The 18,124-nt window shown below is 64.3% G+C and carries 13 protein-coding genes; 9 read left to right on the top strand and 4 right to left on the bottom strand.

Translation table 11 applies throughout. The features are described from left to right. Positions 1-36: 36 nt before the first annotated feature. Positions 37-1,137, bottom strand: coding sequence for an LPS export ABC transporter permease LptG (gene lptG / locus OUZ45_RS10560; protein WP_266170005.1), 1,101 nt, complete (start codon positions 1,135-1,137; stop codon positions 37-39). Then, positions 1,137-2,246: an LPS export ABC transporter permease LptF gene (gene lptF / locus OUZ45_RS10555; RefSeq protein WP_266170004.1), complete on the bottom strand. Its 1,110-nt coding sequence runs from the start codon at positions 2,244-2,246 to the stop codon at positions 1,137-1,139. Before lptF ends, lptG begins: the two co-directional genes overlap by 1 nt. A gap of 99 nt (positions 2,247-2,345) precedes the next feature. Here lptF and OUZ45_RS10550 point away from each other — a divergent pair, with 99 nt between their 5' ends. Both OUZ45_RS10550 and OUZ45_RS10545 read left to right on the top strand, forming a co-directional pair. Beyond that, the gene (locus tag OUZ45_RS10550; protein ID WP_266170003.1) at positions 2,346-3,842 is read left to right on the top strand and encodes a leucyl aminopeptidase; all 1,497 of its coding nucleotides are present in this window, start codon (positions 2,346-2,348) and stop codon (positions 3,840-3,842) included. Between the two features lie 74 nt (positions 3,843-3,916). Next, positions 3,917-4,339, top strand: coding sequence for a DNA polymerase III subunit chi (locus OUZ45_RS10545; RefSeq protein ID WP_266170002.1), 423 nt, complete (start codon positions 3,917-3,919; stop codon positions 4,337-4,339). 21 nt (positions 4,340-4,360) lie between these two features. Here the strand turns inward: OUZ45_RS10545 and OUZ45_RS10540 are convergent, their stop codons facing one another. Next, on the bottom strand, positions 4,361-7,915 hold the full coding sequence (locus OUZ45_RS10540; RefSeq protein ID WP_266170001.1) for a hybrid sensor histidine kinase/response regulator: 3,555 nt from the start codon (positions 7,913-7,915) through the stop codon (positions 4,361-4,363). Between the two features lie 363 nt (positions 7,916-8,278). Here OUZ45_RS10540 and OUZ45_RS10535 point away from each other — a divergent pair, with 363 nt between their 5' ends. From OUZ45_RS10535 to OUZ45_RS10515, 5 genes are all read left to right on the top strand, one after another. After that, entirely contained in the window at positions 8,279-9,745 is a 1,467-nt protein-coding gene (locus OUZ45_RS10535) for a GTPase (protein ID WP_266170000.1), read from the top strand. Between the two features lie 501 nt (positions 9,746-10,246). After that, on the top strand, positions 10,247-10,867 hold the full coding sequence (locus tag OUZ45_RS10530; protein WP_266169999.1) for a YceI family protein: 621 nt from the start codon (positions 10,247-10,249) through the stop codon (positions 10,865-10,867). Further along, entirely contained in the window at positions 10,864-11,442 is a 579-nt protein-coding gene (locus OUZ45_RS10525; RefSeq protein ID WP_266169998.1) for a cytochrome b, read from the top strand. Before OUZ45_RS10530 ends, OUZ45_RS10525 begins: the two co-directional genes overlap by 4 nt. Then, positions 11,442-12,005 (top strand): YceI family protein, encoded by a 564-nt coding sequence (locus OUZ45_RS10520; RefSeq protein WP_266169997.1) that lies wholly within the window; start codon positions 11,442-11,444, stop codon positions 12,003-12,005. Before OUZ45_RS10525 ends, OUZ45_RS10520 begins: the two co-directional genes overlap by 1 nt. A 6-nt stretch (positions 12,006-12,011) precedes the next feature. Further along, a complete protein-coding gene (locus OUZ45_RS10515) occupies positions 12,012-13,367 on the top strand; it encodes a GTP-binding protein (RefSeq protein WP_266169996.1) in 1,356 nt (451 codons plus the stop codon). 148 nt (positions 13,368-13,515) lie between these two features. On the opposite strand, the gene OUZ45_RS10510 is transcribed toward OUZ45_RS10515, so the two are convergent. Beyond that, positions 13,516-13,752 (bottom strand): glutaredoxin family protein, encoded by a 237-nt coding sequence (locus OUZ45_RS10510; RefSeq protein ID WP_266169995.1) that lies wholly within the window; start codon positions 13,750-13,752, stop codon positions 13,516-13,518. Positions 13,753-13,843: 91 nt separating this feature from the next. Here OUZ45_RS10510 and OUZ45_RS10505 point away from each other — a divergent pair, with 91 nt between their 5' ends. Next, on the top strand, positions 13,844-15,226 hold the full coding sequence (locus OUZ45_RS10505) for an L-serine ammonia-lyase (RefSeq protein ID WP_266169994.1): 1,383 nt from the start codon (positions 13,844-13,846) through the stop codon (positions 15,224-15,226). A gap of 187 nt (positions 15,227-15,413) precedes the next feature. Next, positions 15,414-17,996 carry a LysM peptidoglycan-binding domain-containing protein gene (locus OUZ45_RS10500; protein ID WP_266169993.1) on the top strand — a complete coding sequence of 861 codons (2,583 nt, stop codon included), beginning with the start codon at positions 15,414-15,416 and terminating at the stop codon, positions 17,994-17,996. The last annotated feature ends 128 nt before the right edge of the window (positions 17,997-18,124 follow it).

Below are 18,124 nucleotides of genomic sequence, written 5' to 3'. Positions count from 1 at the left end.
GCTTCGCGCACAGGGTGCGCTCCTACAAAAGTAGGATCAGCCGTTCTTGCGGAAATACAGCCAAGCCACCAGCGCCAAAATCATCGCCGGCAACAGATTCGCCAGCAGCGGCGGCAGGCCATACACGGTGCCGAAGTTCACCATGGCCTTCTGCAGGAAGTACCAGCCGATGGCCAGCAGCATGCCGATGAACATGCGCTTGCCCAGGCCGCCCGAACGCAAGGCGCCGAACGCGAACGGCATGGCGCATAGCACCAGCACCAGCACGTTGAGCGGGTACAACGCGCGCGTCCAGAACGCCACCGCGTAGACGCCCGGGTTCTGATTATTGGCTTCGAGGTAGTTGATGTTGCGACGCAGGTCGCGCATCGGCAGGTACTGCGGCTGGATCACCGACTGCTCCAGCACCTGCGGGTTGAGGCTGGAATCCCAACGCTGGATGGCAGCCGTCGTGCTGTGTGTGCCCTGATCGTCCAACGTGGTGCTGCGCACGTCGCTCATCACCCACTGGTGGCCATCGTGTTCGGCGGTCTTGGCCCAATCGAAGCGCGACACCTCGCCGTTCGGCATCAACGTAAACACGCGCACATCGGCCAGCTGCACCGTGCTGTGTGTGCCGTTCTGTTTGGCAATGGCGGCCTTGGCGTTGATGATGCGGTCGCCATCGCGCGCCCACAGGCCGGTGTTGTTCGCCATGCCCAGGTTGTGCGACTTCATCCTGAGCTGCATCGCCTGCGCCTGGCGATCGCCCCAGGGTGCCGCCGTCTCACCGAGAATCACCACGCCCACGATCAGCGCCACCACCACGCCCATCGCCGATGCGCCAATGCGCAGCTTGGACATGCCGGCCGCACGCAGCGCCGTCAGTTCGCCACTGGAAGCGAGGCTACCCAGGCCCAGCAGACCGCCGATCAGTGCCGAATGGACGAACATCTCGTACATGCGGCGAGGGAACGTAATCAGGACGTACACCACGGCGTTGCTGAGCGTGTAGCCATTGCGGCCCACCGCGCCGAGCTGACGCAGAAACTGCAGCACGGCGTCGAAACCGGTCAGCAGCAGCCACACCATCAGCAGCGAGCCGAGCACGCTGGTGCCGATCAGCCAGTCGACGCGTTTGACCCGAAGCGCGGCCATCAAGTGGTGCCCTTGCGCGGCCGGCGGGCCGTGTACTGGTTGCGGAACATCCACGCGGCCCCCGCGAACAGCAGCAGGCTGACCAGCCACATCGGACCGGCGTTGTGCCAGTGGCCCTTGATGATCTGGCTGCGACAGAGCACGAGCAGATTGAAATAGAGGAAGAACGCCAGCACCGCGAGCAGCATGCGACCGTAGCGAGGCTCGCGCGGACTCTGCCGAGACAGCGGCAGCGACAACATCATCAGCACTACGGCCATCACCGGCACCGTGATGCGCCAGGCGAATTCGGCGCGTGCATTGGGCGTATTCACATGCGACAGCGCAAAGGTGCCTAGCGTGTGCGCCGGGTCCTCGTCGCTATTGTCGTTCTGCACATTGGACAGCGACGCATCGTTGCGCTCGTACTGCATCTTGCGCCAGTTGTCGGCGCCCAGTGGAATCTCGTACTGCCAGCCATCATGCAGTGCCAGATAGCGGCCATCGCCGTTGCTGTCCTGATACAGCTGGCCGCTCTTGCCGGTCACCAGCTTCACCACCGAGGGGCCGCCCTTCTTGCCCGCGCGCTCGGTGACGATCAGGGTGTTGCCCAGCACGCTGCCGTCGCGGCTCAGCGTGTCCACAAAGATGATGCCACCCTTGCCCGGCAGCTCGGTGAAGCGGCCGGCATCGAGGCCAGCGGCGATCACCGAACGATTCGCCTCAGCCACCAGCGCGTCAGAGGTGCGGGTGGCCCACGGACCCAACCACAGCGACACCAGCCCCACGATCAGCGCCAGCCCCATGGCGAGGATCGCCACCGGACGCAGCAGGCCACCAGGCCCCATGCCGGACGATGCCAGCACATGCATTTCGCTTTCGCGGTACATCCGACCCAGCGACCAGAACACGCCGAGGAAGCCCGCCAGCGGCAGCAGATTGGCCAGGCCGTCGAGCATGTTCAAGCCCAATACCTGGAACATCACACTGGCCGGAAAGCTGCCATTCGCCACTTGCTGCAGCACGCGAGCAAAGGCCGAACCGGCCAGGATCACCAGCAGCACTACGGCCACAGCGGCCACGGTCTGGGCCAGCTCGCGCAGGAAGTATCGATCGAGGATGCTCAGCATGAGGTAAAGTGAAGGGCTCCGTGCCTCGCCCCAACCGGGCCGGCAAACCCCAAGTCTAGCCTGTCCGCGCCGCTGCCGGACTTTCGCAGGATCTTATCGATGACGCTTCAGTTCAGTCTTGGCCCCGTCGCCCCGGAAACGATCGACACGCCGTGCGTGGTCGTCGGTGTTTACGAGAACGGCATGTTTACCAGTGCCGCCGCACGCGTGGACACCGCCGCCCATGGCGCGATCAAGCGCCAGGTGGAAAGCGGCGACATCAGCGGCAAGGCCGGCACCGCCACGGTGCTGTTCGGGCCGGAGGGCGTGGTGGCCAAGCGCGTGCTCGTGATCGGCCTGGGCGGACAGAAGTCGTTCGACAGTGCGCGCTATCAGAAGGTGAGCATCGAGGCCGCGCGCGCACTCGGCCGCCTGCCGATCGAAGCCGCCGTGTCCTGCCTCACCGAAGTGGATGTGCCGGGCCGCGATGCCGCCTGGCGCGTGCGCACCGCGGCGCTCGCCGCCGACTACGCTGCGTATCGCTACACCGCCACCTTCAAGCCGCGCGAAAAGAGTGCGCAACCGGAACTCGCCGCCATCGCTTTTGCAGGCAGTAGCGACGCCACGCCCGGCCTGGAGCAAGCCGCCGCGATCGCCGAGGGCGTGCGCTATGCGCGCGAGCTGGCCAACTTGCCGCCGAACATCTGCAACCCCGCCTACATCGCCGACCAGGCCAAGGCTTTTGCGGATGCGCACGACACGGTCAGCTGCAACGTGCTCGACCACGTGGAGATGGAGAAGCTCGGCTTCGGTTCGCTGCTGGCCGTCGGTCGCGGCTCGGTCAACAAGCCGAAGCTGGTCGTGCTGGAATACAAGGGCGGCCATGAGGGCGACAAGCCGTACGCTTTCGTCGGCAAGGGCATCACCTTCGACACCGGCGGCATCAGTCTCAAGCCCGGCCCGGGCATGGAAGAAATGAAGTTCGACATGGGCGGCGCCGCTGGCGTGCTCGGCGCGTTCGTTGCCGCGGTGAGGATGGAGCTCGCGCTCAATCTAGTGTGCGTGGTGCCCGCGGTGGAGAACATGCCGGACGGCGACAGCTATCGTCCGAGCGACGTGCTGACCAGCCTGTCGGGTCTCACCATCGAAGTGCTCAACACCGACGCCGAGGGCCGCCTGATTCTGTGCGACGCGCTCACCTACACGGCGCAGACCTTCCAGCCGCAGGTGCTGATCGACGCCGCCACGCTCACCGGTGCCTGCGTCATCGCACTGGGCAAACATGCCAGCGGCCTGATGAGCAAGCACGACGACCTCGCCGCCGAACTGCTCGCCGCCGGCGAAACCACGCTCGACCGCGCCTGGCGCATGCCGCTGTGGGACGACTATCAGTCCCAACTGGACTCCGGCTTCGCCGACGTCGCCAACATCGGCGGCAAGAACGCCGGTGCGATCACCGCAGGCTGTTTCCTGGCGCGCTTCACCGAAGGCCAGCGCTGGGCGCATCTGGACATCGCCGGCACAGCCTGGGACGAGGGTCGTAAAGGTCTCGCCACGGGCCGACCGGTGCCGTTGCTGGCGCAGTGGTTGCTGGATCAGGCCAATAAGAGCAAGTAAGAAGCAAGGGGCGAGTCGCGACGTGGCTGCCCCTTACTTACTTCCTCACTCCCTCACCCACTCACTCGCTCTATATGCCCCGCGCCGATTTCTACCTGATCGACAAGCCCCGCTTTCGCGAACAGCCGCTGTTGCTGGTGTGCGAACTGGCGAAGCGTGCCTATGCAGCGCAACAGCCTACGCTGATCCTGGCGCGCGACTTCGCCCAAGCCGAGGCCATCGACGAATTGCTGTGGGATTTCGATGCGGATGCTTTCATCCCGCATCAGCTCGCGGGCGACGATGACGACGCGAACACGGCGGTGCTGATCGTGCCGCCGGGCATCGATACGCCGGACCGGCCGATGCTGATCAACCTGCGCGAGACCTGCCCCGCCGGCCACTACGAGCGCGTACTGGAAGTGGTCGCTGCAGAACCCGCCGAGCGCGACGGTTCACGCACGCGTTGGGGCGAATACAAGCGACTGGGCATCGACGTCGCCAAGCACGACATGTAGGAGCGCGCACAGGGTGCACTCCTACGAGGAGACGCGCCCCGCAGCGGCAGTGGTGCCCGCCAGCGCCTCTGCCAACTGCTCACCCGTCAGCGGCTTGCGCAGGAATCCATCCATGCCCGCCTCGCGCGCACGCGTTTCCTCATCGCCACCGGAACGTGCCGTGATCGCGATGATCGGCAGGCGTTCGCCATCGGGCTCGCGCTGACGGATCAGGCGCGCGACCTGGAATCCGTCCACGCCGGGCAGATCCAGATCCATCAGCACCGCGTCGCAGCCGCCCTGGGCCAGCTCGGTCATTGCCGCCAGACCGTTACCGACGTAACGCACGCCATGGCCTTGGCGCTCCAGCAGACCGCGTATGACGGCCGCCACGATGACGTCGTCTTCCACCAGCAAGACCTGCAAACCTTCAGCACTCCGCGCACGCGCTGGTGCGGCGACAGCCGTGACCTCACCCTGCACGACCTCCAGCGGCAGGCGCACATGGAAACTGCTGCCGTAGGCCACCTTCGACTCCAGTTCGATACTGCCGCCCATCAGCGCCACCAACTCGCGGCAGATCGCCAGGCCCAGTCCGCTCCCGACGCGACGCTGCGGCCCGGTGGCCTGCTCGAAGCGCTGGAACAGGCGCGCCTGACTGGCCTCGGGAATACCTGGGCCGGTGTCGATCACGCTGAAACGCAAACCGCCCCCTTCGCATACAGCACGCAACGTCACACCGCCGTGCTCGGTAAACTTCAGTGCGTTGTTGGCGAGATTGAGCAGGATCTGTTGCACGCGCAACGCGTCGCCCAACACTCTCGCCGGCAGATCGTCGGCCATCGCCACCTGGAAATGCAGACCCTTGTTACGCGCCTGACCCTGCCCCAACTGGGCCACTTCCTTGACCAGGGTGCGCGGATCGAACGGAGCCACTTCCAGCGACAGCTTGCCTGACTCGATCCGGGCCAGGTCCAGTGCATCGTTGAGCAGCTTCAGCAGCATGTTGCCTGAGCGCTGGATGGCCTCGGCATACTCGTGTTGCTGCAGGCCGAGCGGCGTGCTCAGCAACAGCTCGGCCATGCCCATCACGCCGGTCATCGGCGTGCGGATTTCGTGACTGAGGGTGGCCAGGAAATGCGTCTTGGCCGCGCTCGCCTGTTCGGCAAGGCGACTGCGCTGTTCGGCCAGCTGAATCTGGTGGCGCTGCGCCAGCCGGCGGCGCCAGATCAGCAACGCTAGCCGCCCCAACAACACGACGATCAGTACGTACCCGCACCACGCCCACCAGCGTGCCCACGGCGGCGCCTGCACGTGAATGCGCAACGGTGCGCCCAGCGTGCCCCACTCGCCATTCGCGCCCGCGCCCATCACTTCCAGTGTGTAGTCGCCCGATGTCAGGCCGGCGAACTCACGCTCGCCACGCGCGCCCGTGTCGACCCAGTCGCTGTCGAAACCGCCAAGCCGGAAACGGTAGCGATTGGCGGCCGTGTTGATATAGGAAAACACCCGCGCTTCGATGCTCAGGCCACGGTCGCGCCAACCCAGCTCCAGCGCATCCTGCCGCAATGGCCGAGCGTGCATCCCATTTTGCGTGCGCACGCCGACGCCAGTGATCGACAGCGGCGGAATGAAACTGCCGTCATCCGCCTGGTTGGGATTGAAGCCGATCACGCCACCCATGGTGGCCGCATAGATATTGCCGTCTGGCATGCGCGCGAAGCCACGGGAGAATTCACCGTTGCTCAATCCGTCCTGCAGCCCGAAGGAACGGAAACTGCTGCTTTCCGGATCGAAGCGCCACATGCCGTCGCGACCCAATATCCATACCCGTCCCTGCTTGTCCACGGCGAGATCGACGACGTTGACGGAAGGCCAACCGTAGCGTGCGTCGATCTTGCGCTCCAGCGCCAGTCCGTCGCCTTCGTAGCGATACAGCTCCAGGCCGTCCGGCCGGGCCAGCCACATGCCGTCCGCGGTGAAATCGAAGGCATCCACCGCACGGTCGTTGCGCACGCCGGGCACAGGTTCGAAATGATCGCGGGTCGCATCGAGCCGGAGCAGGCCGCCGTCGCTCGCGTACCAGAAAATGCCATTCTTCAAGGTGAGCTGGCTGCCCCAACGCCCTTTTTCGTCGGCCGGCTTGATCGCCACGGGCGTCACCGCCAGCGTCTCCTGATCGATCCGAAACAGGCCCTCGCTGTAGGTCCGCACGTACATCTTGCCATCCGGCCCGAGCTCCACTTCCAGCGGATGCCCCATGCCCTGTTCAGCCGGAGGCACTAAGTCCAGCTTGCCCTGGGTATATCGATAGACACGACCCTGGGTCACGATCCACAAGCGGTTCTGCGCATCTTCCGTCATACCCACCACATCGCCGCGCATGTCGGACAGCACGTGTTCGACCTCGCCAGTGGCGGGATCGAGCTTGTCCACGCGACCGCTGCGCGCACCCACCCACACGCGCCCGTCGTGGCTTCGCGCGACGGTGGTGGCGACCGAATCGCGCAGGCTGCTGGCATCGTCAGGAATGTGGGTGAAGCGACTCACCTTGCTCCAGCCCGGCGCCAGGTAAGCCACGCCGCCGTCGAACAGCGCGACCCACAAGCCACCCTCGCGATCGGGCAGCACTTTCCACACCCAGATGCCGGGCAGGTTGCCGTACAGCAGCGGCTGGTTGGCCACTTGCTTGACCGCACCGCCTGGCCCCTCCTGCAGGTACAGACCATGCTGAGTACCGATCCACAGGCGACCGGCGCGGTCACGTGCGCTGCTCAGCACGTTGATGTCTGCAACGTCCTGGCAAAACTGTCGCGCGATGCCATCCTTGCCCACCACCAGCAGGCCGCGTGCCGAGGCGATACGCACTTCGTCGCCGTCGCCTTCGATGCGCCAAGAGTCGATGGGCTCCGAGGAATGCTCCTGCGGCACGGCGCGGATCCGGCCATCGGGATCGCGCACGAAGACGCCATTGGCGCCGCCGATCCATAAACGCTGCTGCGGATCGACATACAACGCTGCAACCGCGCCGAAGCCCGCCGAGTCGTTGCTAGGCGCCGGAGCGGAAATATGGTCGAAGCCCTGGCCATCAGGACGCATACGATCGAGGCCATGCGTTGTGCCAACCCATATCGTGCCGTCCGAGGCTTGCGTCATGTCCCAGACCTTGTCGCTGCTCAGGCTTTCCGGCTTAGCCGGGTCGTGTCCCCAATGCTGGAACTTGTCAGTCAGCGGATCGTAGCGATTGAGGCCCGCCTCCAGCCCGCCGGCCCAAAGCTGGCCTGAGCGGTCGAAGAACAGGGAGCCGATGCCGTTGTCATGCAGCGAATCCGGATCGTCCGCCACGTGGCGGAAGACCTTGAAACCCACACCGTCGTAGCGCGCGATACCGCCCTTGGTGGCGAACCACATGGCGCCATCAGGCCCTTGCGCCACGGTATACACACTGCTGCTGGGCAGACCGTTGACGGTGCCGTAGCTGCGGAACTGGGGCGTGGGCAGCATGCTGCTGCCCGGTGCGGATGTCGGTGCCCCCATACCGGTATCGACCGGCTGGGACGCAAGCAGTGCGATGCTCAACAGCAGTGACGACAGCATGATCTCCCCTAAGAGCCTGTTCCGTATCTCCGCGTAGCCCGCGTTGATTAGCTTTGGGCGCAAGGGGGTGGAGCGTGGCGCAGTGCCTGACTGGTGGTCAGGCCCAGCCGCGCGCCGCCGCATGGCGCCCAAAGCTAATCAACCCTCCGGGCCGGGTCTGTTTGCCCGCATGCCGGCGTCATCACTCGGTTGTGTACGGACGTACACGCCCTCGTTCTTCACTTGGCCTGCGCGCAAACAGCTCCCGGCGCGGGCCACGCGGAGATACGGAACAGGCTCTAACTACCGATCATGCCAAAACATCCGGGTCTTAACGAGTGTCGCCGCACCGTTTCACGGCCCGCGGCATGACTAGAATGCCCCATGTCCCGACGTCCAAGACTGTTGTTGGCCGCACTCGCCATCGCCGCCCTGCTGTGGCTGTTGTTCGCCGCCGCCGAACGTGCCCTCGCCCTGGCCCAGCGATTCCTGCAACTGCCTTCGTGGCTGCAATGGACGCTGGGCATCGCCATCGGCCTATTCGCTCTCGCCGGTCCGGGTGTGCTCTGGTGGTTGCTGCGCCCCAGGCGCAAACGGCGTGCCGTGCCGGCACCGGACCGTGGCAGCCTGGAACAGCGCATCGACCAATTGCAGACACGCGGCACCAACACCGGCGCGCTCGGCGCCGAACTGGGAGAACTGGATCGGCGTCGCGCCACCGCCCGCGTCTACGTGGCCTTGTTCGGTGAAATCTCCACGGGCAAATCCACCCTGATCCGCGCCCTCGCACCACATGCCCTGGCGGCCAGCGATGTCCGGGGCGGCACCACCCGCCAGGTAACTCATGTCGACGGTCTGCTGCCCGATGGCCGTACCTTGGTACTGGCCGACGTGCCGGGCAGTCGCGAGGCCGATGGCGATGCCCATGAAACACTGGCTCGCGAGGAAGCCTTGCGGGCCCATGCCGTGATTTATGTGTGTGCAGGCGAGCTCACGCGCAGCCAAGCGGAAGAGGTGCGCTGGCTGGGCGATTTCGGCAAGCCGCTGCTATTGGTACTCAACAAGGCCGATCAATGGAGCGGCGCAGAGCTGGACCTGCTGTTGCAGCGCCTGCGCAAACAGACCCGCGAGATCGCCGCCAACGTCGTAGCGGTCAGCGCGGGTGGCAGTGAACGCTACCAGCGGGCGCTTGCCGACGGCGGCATCGAACAGGTCGAGCGTCAGCGCAAGCCTGCCATCGAGCCGCTATTGAAGGCGCTGATGCGGCTCACTTCAGCCGGCGCGGAAGGGCTGGAGCAGCAACGCGAGCACGCCGTGCTCGCTGGCCTGCACGAAAAAGTCGGCACGCTGGAGGCGCAGACGCGCAGCGCCGAGGCCGAACGCATCGTGCGCAAGTACGCGCGACGCGCGGTGGTTGGCGCGCTCGCGGCGGTAGCGCCCGGCAGCGATCTAGTGATCCAGGGCGCATTGGCTACTGCTCTGACCCGCGAACTGGCCGAGCTGTACGGCGTGCGCGTCAGCGAGCTTCAGGTCGAGGACTTTGTGCGGCAGGCCAAGCTGACGTTGCGTACGGGGAGTTCCATCGTGCTGGCTATTGCCGGCAATGCGCTCAAGGCGTTTCCAGGATTGGGCACGTTGGGTGGCGGCGTGCTGCATGCGTTTGCTTATGCGTTGATCTTCGACAGTATGGGGCGGGCGTTGGCGGCGTCGCTGGCTGAGCGCAAGGCGCTGGATCAGGACGATGCGGGTGCACGGCTCAAGGCGTTGCTGGCGGATGCGGGGAGTACGCGGGTGCGGCAGTTGGCAACGTTGACGATGGATGCGCTGCGCGAGCGCGACGAAGGTGGTTGAGCGCTTTCACCCGGGCGCACATTTGCTCCCTCTCCCCGCCGGGGAGAGGGTTGGGGAGAGGGGCGGGTGCTTGCGATGCCCTTTCCTTTCGTCATTCCGGCGAAGGCCGGAATCCAGTGGAGTTATCGCCTGATTGTCGCGTCTGCGTACACGGGCTCGCCTGCGGCGGGCTTTCGAACCGCTGCCGCGGTCCGAGTCACTTTTCTCTGTTTGGCCAGAGAAAAGTAACCAAAAGAGAGGCCACCCCGGTTACGCGCCCTTCGGGTTCGTGAGGTCTGGCCGGGCTTTTCGACACGACATCCTTGTCGTGTCGAAAAGGCGCAGGCATCCATGCCTGCGCCCCCTTTGGGGCCTTATCGTCCAGCCCTCACCGCTGCACAAGGGCCCTGAGATCAAGAGCAACGGCAGGGGCGCAATTCGCTGCCATACGTCTCTAAAGAAACAATCCGTTTCACATCCGCCTGCTGGCGCCGCCATCGCTGATCGGCCATTCTTTCGCCTATGGTCATCTCGCGCCTGACAAACCGGCTGTTCCTATTCGCTATCGGGGCATTATTGAGCTGCGCGGCGGCGCAGGCGGCACCGGCGACGTATCGCTATGACACAACGCATAGCCAGATTGTTTTCAGCATTGACCACAACGGTTACTCGCGCCCGTTCGGACGTCTGCATATCGCGCGTGGGTGGTTGCGTTTCGATCCGGATGATTGGAGTCAGTCGGCGACCGAATTGGATATCGACCTCGGCAGTCTCGATATGGGCGATGCGGAGTGGAATGCCGCGGTGCTGAAGCCTTCGTTCCTGGATAGCGAGAAGGCGCGCTATGCGCATTTCGTCAGCACCTCCGTGGAGCGCAAGGACGCGACGCACGGCGTGCTGCATGGGCAGCTCTCGCTGCGCGGTATCACTCGCGCGGTCGAATTGCCTTTTACCTTTAACCGGCTGGCCAAGACCATCTACGGCCTGCACACCGTAGCTGGCTTCTCGGCTTCGGCCATGCTGGATCGCAACGACTTCGGCATCACTGCCAATCCCGGGGCCATTGGCCGCACGGTAGCGGTGTGGGTGGAGTTGGAAGCTATCCTCGACGACACCGCTCAGTCCAACAAGGAGTCTCCATGAGCTTGCGCAGCAACGACCGCCGATGGGGTTCGATCGCCAAGTTTTTCCACTGGATCACCGCACTGCTCATTCTGGGCAACGGCATCTTCGGCCTGATGATGGATCTGGCCAGCAATCCGATGCAGAAGATCAACTGGCTCGCGCTGCACAAGTCGATCGGCCTGACTGTGCTCGCGCTGTTTCTTCTGCGTCTGTTGTGGCGCTGGGGTGACAAGCGCCCGCGCGAGGAGCCGGCACCCCGCTGGCAGCAGCTGGCCGCGCACGCCACGCATGCGGTGTTGTACGTATTGATCGTCGCGCTGCCGCTCACCGGCTGGTGGCTGAACTCGGTCGCGGGCAAGCCGCTGCAGTTCTTCAAACAGTTCAACTTGCCGGCGCTGACCGCGGCCAATCATGACCTGAAAGGCACGGTGGAAGGTATCCACGAATACTTGTTCTGGTTCCTCGTGCTGGTGCTGGTGGCCCACGTGGGTGGCGCGCTGAAGCACCACTTCATCGACCGCGACAACACCCTGCTCCGCATGCTCCCTTTCCGCCGCCTGCGCGACGACTCCCCCTCTCAAGGAGAACACTGATGAAGCTCCCCGCTCTGACCCGTTTCGCCCCGCTCCTACTCGCGCTGGCCCTGCCCGGCCTCGCCAGCGCCGCCGATTACACCGTGCAACCGGCCGGCAGCAAGCTGGGTTTCTCCGACAGTTTCCAGGGCGCCGGCTTTGACGGCACGTTCGGCAAGTGGACGGCGGCGATCAGCTACGACCCGGCCAAGCTGGCCAGCTCGAAGTTCGACGTGGAAGTGGAACTCGCCAGCGTGAAGACCGGCGATAACGACCGCGACGGCGCGCTACCGGGTGCGGATTTCTTCAACGTCGCCAAGTTTCCCAAGGCGCATTTCGTCACCACCGGCTTCCGCCAGAACGGCGCGCAGGTGATTGCCGACGGCAATCTCACCCTGCGCGGCGTGACCAAGCCGTTGAGCCTCAATGTCACCTTCAAGCCGCAGGGCACCGGCGCCACGCTGGACGTGGCCGGCACCATCAAGCGCCTCGACTTCGGCGTGGGCGGCGGCGACTACGCCGATACCTCGGTGATCGGCGCCGACGTAAAAGTCACCGCGCACGTCGTACTCGCGGCGAAATAAGCCTGTATGAGCGAAGCGACGCTGTGGCAGCGCCTGCGCCGCTGGCTCACGCCAGAGGATGCAGGCGCCGCCACAGTGACGCCAACCGCCAACGGACATCCCGACACGCGCATGGCGGACAGCCTGCGCCACCTGCTCGATGATCCCGGTATTCCTCCTGACATCCGCAGCGAACTCGCTGCGGATTTCGGCCGTGTGGAAGCCATGCTCGATCGGCTGGAGCGCGGCGAGCTGCACGTGGCCGTGTTCGGTCGCGTGTCCACCGGCAAATCGGCGTTGGGCAATGCCCTGCTCGGACGTGAAGCGTTCGCGGTCGGTGTCTTGCATGGCACCACTACGCAAGCCGCGCAGGCCGTGCTGGATGAAGCTATCCAGGATGGCCTGGTGCTGATCGACACACCCGGCATCAATGAGCTGGATGGCGAGGCACGCGAGCGGCTTGCCTTCGAGGTGGCGGAGGTCAGCGACCTGGTGGTGCTGGTGGCCGATGGCGACCTTACCCGCGACGAGCTCGATGCGCTGAAACTGCTTGCCGCCACCCAGCGCCCCGTGCTGCTCGCACTGAACAAGTCGGATCGCTACAGCGTCGACGAACGCGCCTCGCTGCTCGCCCATCTGCGCGAACGCACGCAGGGCTTGGTGCGAGGCGAAGACGTGGTGGCGGTTGCCGCACACCCATCGCCGCAGCGCGTGATCGACATGGACGACCGTGGCCGCGAACACGCGCACGAACGGTCAGGACCACCCGACGTCGCCGCGTTGCGCGAACGCTTGCTGGCCATCGCACAGCGCGAAGGCAAGACGTTGTCCGCGCTGAATGCCGGTCTCTATGCCGGCCGGCTCACCGATCAGGTCAGCGCGCGCATCGCCGAAAGCCGCCGCCTGCTCGCCAGCAAGCTGATCCGCCATTACTGCCTGGCTAAAGGTGTGGCCGTCGCACTCAATCCGATTCCGGTTGCCGATCTGCTGGCCGCAGCGGGGCTCGATGCGGCGATGGTGCTGCAACTGTCGCGCGTCTACGGGTTACCGTTGACGCGCGCCGAATCCGGTCGCCTCGTCGCCGTGATTTCCGCACAGTTGATTGCGCTGATGAGCGCGATCTGGGGTGTGCATTTGGTGGCTACCACGTTGAAGGGCGTCAGCGCCGGTCTTTCCGTCGTCTTCACCGCCGCAGCGCAAGGCGCCATGGCCTGGTATGCCACGGTGTTGATCGGTCGCGCGGCGGAACGCTATCTGGTGGCCGGCAAATCCTGGGGCGAGCAAGGCGCCAAACGCGTGGTAGCGGAAATCGTCGCCAGCCTGGATCGCGATTCGATTCTGCGTGAGGCGCGCGAGGAAATCCTCAAGCGGCTGAAGCGCTGACGAACTGAGCCCTGCAGGAGCGCACCCTGTGCGCGATGGCACAACGCTCCGTAGGTGTCACTCGGGCCATCCTTGGCCCTCGCCCTGCGGGCGGCTCACGCCGTGCAAACCGGCAGTCCTGCCGGTTTGTCGCGCACAGGGTGCGCTCCTACAGCGGTGCGTCCAGGAAGGTGCGTAACGTTACGGCGTCGAACGGCCAATCCAATTCCCGCCCATCGCGCAAGTCACGCAGCACCGGTACACGCGTGCCGTAGCGATCTTCCAGGGTGGGATCGTCGTCGACCCACACGCTGTCGAAATCGGGCGAGCGCGCCTCGGCCATCACCGCGAGCGCCTGGTCGCATAGGTGGCAGTAGTCGCGCTGGTAAAGGATCAGGTCGGCCATGGGTGGTTTAAACAGACGGCGGCGTATGGCTGTCGAGAAGGAAGGGCACGCGTAGAATACCGGGTTCCCCTCCCAGCCTTGCAGCACAGCCATGGCCGTTAGCGTATTCGACCTGTTCAAGATCGGCATCGGGCCGTCTTCCTCGCACACCGTGGGCCCGATGCGCGCCGCGGCGCGTTTTGCCGAGCGCTGGCTGGAGGAAAAAGGTGTGCTCGGCCGCGTGGCGCGCGTGCGTGCCGAGCTGTTCGGCTCGCTGGCGATGACCGGCCGCGGCCACGGCACCGACAAGGCGGTACTGCTCGGCTTCGAAGGTGAACACCCCGACACGGTCGATCCCGATCGCATTCCCGAAACGCTGGAGCGCATCCGCACCACGCATCGCCTGCGTGTGCTGGGCAAGCACGAGATCGATTTCGAGGAAAAGCGCGATCTGGTATTCAACAAGCGCCAGAAACTGCCGTTCCACACCAACGGCATGCGCTTTACCGCCTACGACGCCAACGGCAACGAACTGGGCACGCGCGACTACTACTCGGTCGGCGGCGGCTTCGTCGTGAACCAGGACGAGGCGGCGGAAGACCGCATCGTCGCCGATACCACGGCGCAGCCCTACGCGTTCTCTACTGGCGATCAGATGCTCGCGTTGTGCGCACAGCACAACATGACCATCGCGCAGTTGATGATGGAGAACGAAAAGGTCTGGCGCAGCGAGGCGGAAACCCGCGCAGGCCTGCTGACCATCTGGAAGGCCATGCAGGATTGCGTCAATCGCGGCCTGCGTTCGCCCGGCGTGCTGCCTGGCGGCCTCAAGGTGACGCGTCGCGCACCGGCGATGGCCATCGAATTACGCAATGAGCCGGAAGCGGCGCTGAAAGATCCGCTCACCATCCTCGACTGGGTCAATCTCTACGCCCTCGCGGTGAACGAGGAAAACGCAGCGGGCGGTCGCGTGGTCACTGCGCCCACCAACGGCGCGGCTGGCATCGTGCCGGCGGTGCTGCACTACTACCACCGCTTCTGCCCCAAATCGAACGACGACGGCGTGATCGAATTCCTGCTCACCGCGGCGGCTATCGGCATCCTCTACAAAGAAAACGCCTCCATCTCCGGCGCCGAAGTCGGCTGCCAGGGCGAAGTGGGCGTGGCCTGCTCGATGGCGGCCGGCGGCCTTACCGCTGCACTCGGCGGCAACGTGCTGCAGGTGGAGAACGCCGCCGAGATCGGCATGGAACACAATCTCGGCCTCACCTGCGATCCGATCGGCGGTTTGGTGCAGATTCCCTGCATCGAACGCAACGCGATGGGCTCGGTGAAGGCCATCAATGCCAGCCGCATGGCGTTGAAGAGCGACGGCAAGCACCGCGTCTCGCTGGACAAGGTGATCGCCACCATGCGCGACACCGGTCGCGACATGAAGGACAAGTACAAGGAAACCTCGCGCGGCGGTCTGGCGGTGAATGTGATCGAGTGCTGATCGGGAGCCAGGAGCGGCAAGAGCGCCGCAAGCTTTATCGCCCTGGCTCTTCCTCGTTCCCGATGCCCTGCTTCCGGTTCCCGTCCGTGGGGGCTTGATCAGAGCATCCCTAGGGAAACCCCTTATTGCAGCAAGATGACAAGCAACCTCAAATGCAGGGGACTGTCCCCTGGCTTGGAGGTTTGTCATGCGTCCTGCAGATTCAGGTTCCGTCGCTCCGTACACCCCACAGCTCCTGCCACCGCAGCCGCAATACACGGTGCAACCACACGACACCGTGCAAAGCGTCGCCAAGGCGCATAACGTCACGCCGGAAGAGTTGGCGCGAACCAACCGCATAAGCGTGGATAGCGATATCTCGCACATCGCCGCACTGACTCTGCCGCCTCATGCCGTGATGCTGGCCAAGGACGATCAGACCCAGCCGCCACAGACGCCTGCGCAGAAAACCGATGCCGCGACAGCCGCCTACGACGCTGCCGTCAAGCAGCGCGATGACGCTATGCGCAATGCACCGCACAACGGCGCGATTCGCCAGGACATCTCCACCAGCGAATCGGCCAACGTCGATCAGACCCAGAAAGCCATGGATGCGGCGATCAAGGACGAAATCGGCAGCCAGATCGCCACCCGCAACGCTGGCGTACCTGCAGAGTTCCAGACTCCCACCGATCAGGTCGTCAAGAGTGCCGGCGACGCGATCATGGCGCGGCACCAGGGCGATTCGGTGGCGCAGTCGGCCATCGGCGCATCGGTCAGCGCCTATCAAACGCAGCAAAAGGTCGACTCGCTGGTTCCCTCGTTCTCCGGCTCGTGGAGTGCGCAGGACGAGCTGGCCAGGCTTAGCGACAACCTCAGGGGACAGCCGCAGGACGTTATCGATCATGTCGTTGCCGACCCTCGCGTGCAGGGATGGATCAACGATGCGGCGCATGAAGCGGCTGGGAAATCGTCAACTGACTGCGCCAAATATCTTGCCGATCTTGTCCAGAACACCCAACCGGATCTGGCCCGACAAGTCATCGAGAAGTGGTGGAGCCCGTCTGATCCCAACGATCTTCGCGCCCAGACCTCACCGATCGGCGTCGCTTCTTATGCTGCAAGCGACGCTGATGTCTACAAGAATCTCGCCAGTGTCTACAACGCACTTGGTGATGACCCGAAGGCGCAGGCGCTGCAACAACAGATCGCGAGCACGATCGCCAACCAGCAACAGGACAACCCCTCTTTCGCGCAACACACATTCACGCAAGCCATCAGCGATGGCGGTGGCGCGAAGCTGGCCATCGATGTGGCCAGCCAGATGCAGGCTGCAGGAAAGCACGATGCTGCGCTGAGCATCCTGTCCGCGGCAACACTCGGCACGGCGAACCTGCAGAAACAGGCGATATCGCAGGACATGCAGGACTACGCCAAGCAGACGCAGGAACTCAATGAGCTGATCAAGGATCTCGGCCCCGGCCTGACCCAGGAGCAGGAGCAGCATGCGATCAACAAGTACATCCAATCCAAGGGCAAGGATTGGCAGGATCAATTCGCCGGAATCAAGGACAAGCTGGTAACCGATGCGAGAGCGTTCAGTGGCGACGTCGGCGCAATGTTGAACATGCCCGACAACCTCAAGCCATTTGCTCCGACGCGAGAGGGTCTGGGCAAGATGCTGGATGACGATACGACGCGCAAGGCCATCGCGTTTGCGGCCACGCAAGATCCCAGCATCTTCGAAGGCAAGAACGCAGGCGAAGCCGCCAAGCTCATGCTCGAGGTTTCCCACAAGAACAAGGAATTCGTAGCTGCCGTGGGGCCGGCTTACGTCGCACGCAATCTGTTGCCAGCTCTTTCCAGCCTCAACCCCAACGATCCGGCCAGCGTCAGCAAGGTCAACGATGCACTGGCAAACCTCAAGGATGTCGCCGGATGGATGGGGCTGCCCAAGACCGATATCGACGAGGGGACTGAGAAGCTGAAGAAGGAAGTTGAGGCACTGCAAACCGAGTCGCTGGATGACGCCAAGCTGGGCAAAGGCATCAATGCAGTGGGCGCAACGTCCAAGGAGCTGAGTGAACTGAAGGAAATGAGCTTCAGCAGCGGAGCCTCCGGCATGCTCTTTCGTGCGGCCGCGCTCGCCATCTCAGGCGGTGCCTTGCTCAATCAGACCGGCACCACCATGGACGACCCGAGCACCAAGAACGAACTCGCGCAGCTGGCCCTCTCCGTCGGCGCCGTCCAGGATACGGCCGCCTTCGGTGCCGCCGTCGGCGCGGTCGACCGCAATGGCAGCCTTGGAAAATGGGGACTCGGTGCGAACCTGGCAGGCCAGGCCACCGAAAAATTCGTCGGCGTCCTCAACGTTTTCTACTTTGCGAATTCCGCTGGGGAAGCGGCCAGCAAGAACGACGTCCCGACAACGCTTCTGTCGGTTGCCGGACTAGCCGGGGCGGGCCTGACCCTGTTCGGCGGTTCCGAGGCATTGGGTGGCTTGGCCGGCCCCATAGGCTTCGGCATCGCCACAGTTGCTGCGTTGGGTATAGGTGTATCCGAACACTACGCCAAGGAACGCGAATACAAGGAAGCGGAGAACAAATTCCTCGAAGGAGCCGGAATCGAAAACGCCGGTGCGCGCTCACAGTTAATAAGTGTGGGCGGCGAACAACTCGATGCCATGCGCGCGCGCGGCATGTCGCCGGAACAGATCCAGGATATCGCCGAGAACCATCCGGAATGGATGCACATCGCCTACACGAACGACCCCTTGGGTCGTCCGTACTGACGACGCCCGGTTCCAATGAACGACACGGGATGCCTTGTGGCATCCCGTGTCGTTTCTGCATTCCGCTCGGCAAACTCTCCGCCTTCCGCAGGGCGCCCGTGCGCCGCCGCACGGCCCCGCGGCTTACG

The sequence above is a fragment of the Dyella subtropica genome (assembly GCF_026283965.1).
Taxonomy (GTDB): domain Bacteria; phylum Pseudomonadota; class Gammaproteobacteria; order Xanthomonadales; family Rhodanobacteraceae; genus Dyella_D; species Dyella_D subtropica.
Note: the sequence above shows the minus strand (reverse complement) of the source record. Positions and strands in the feature narration are given on the sequence as shown.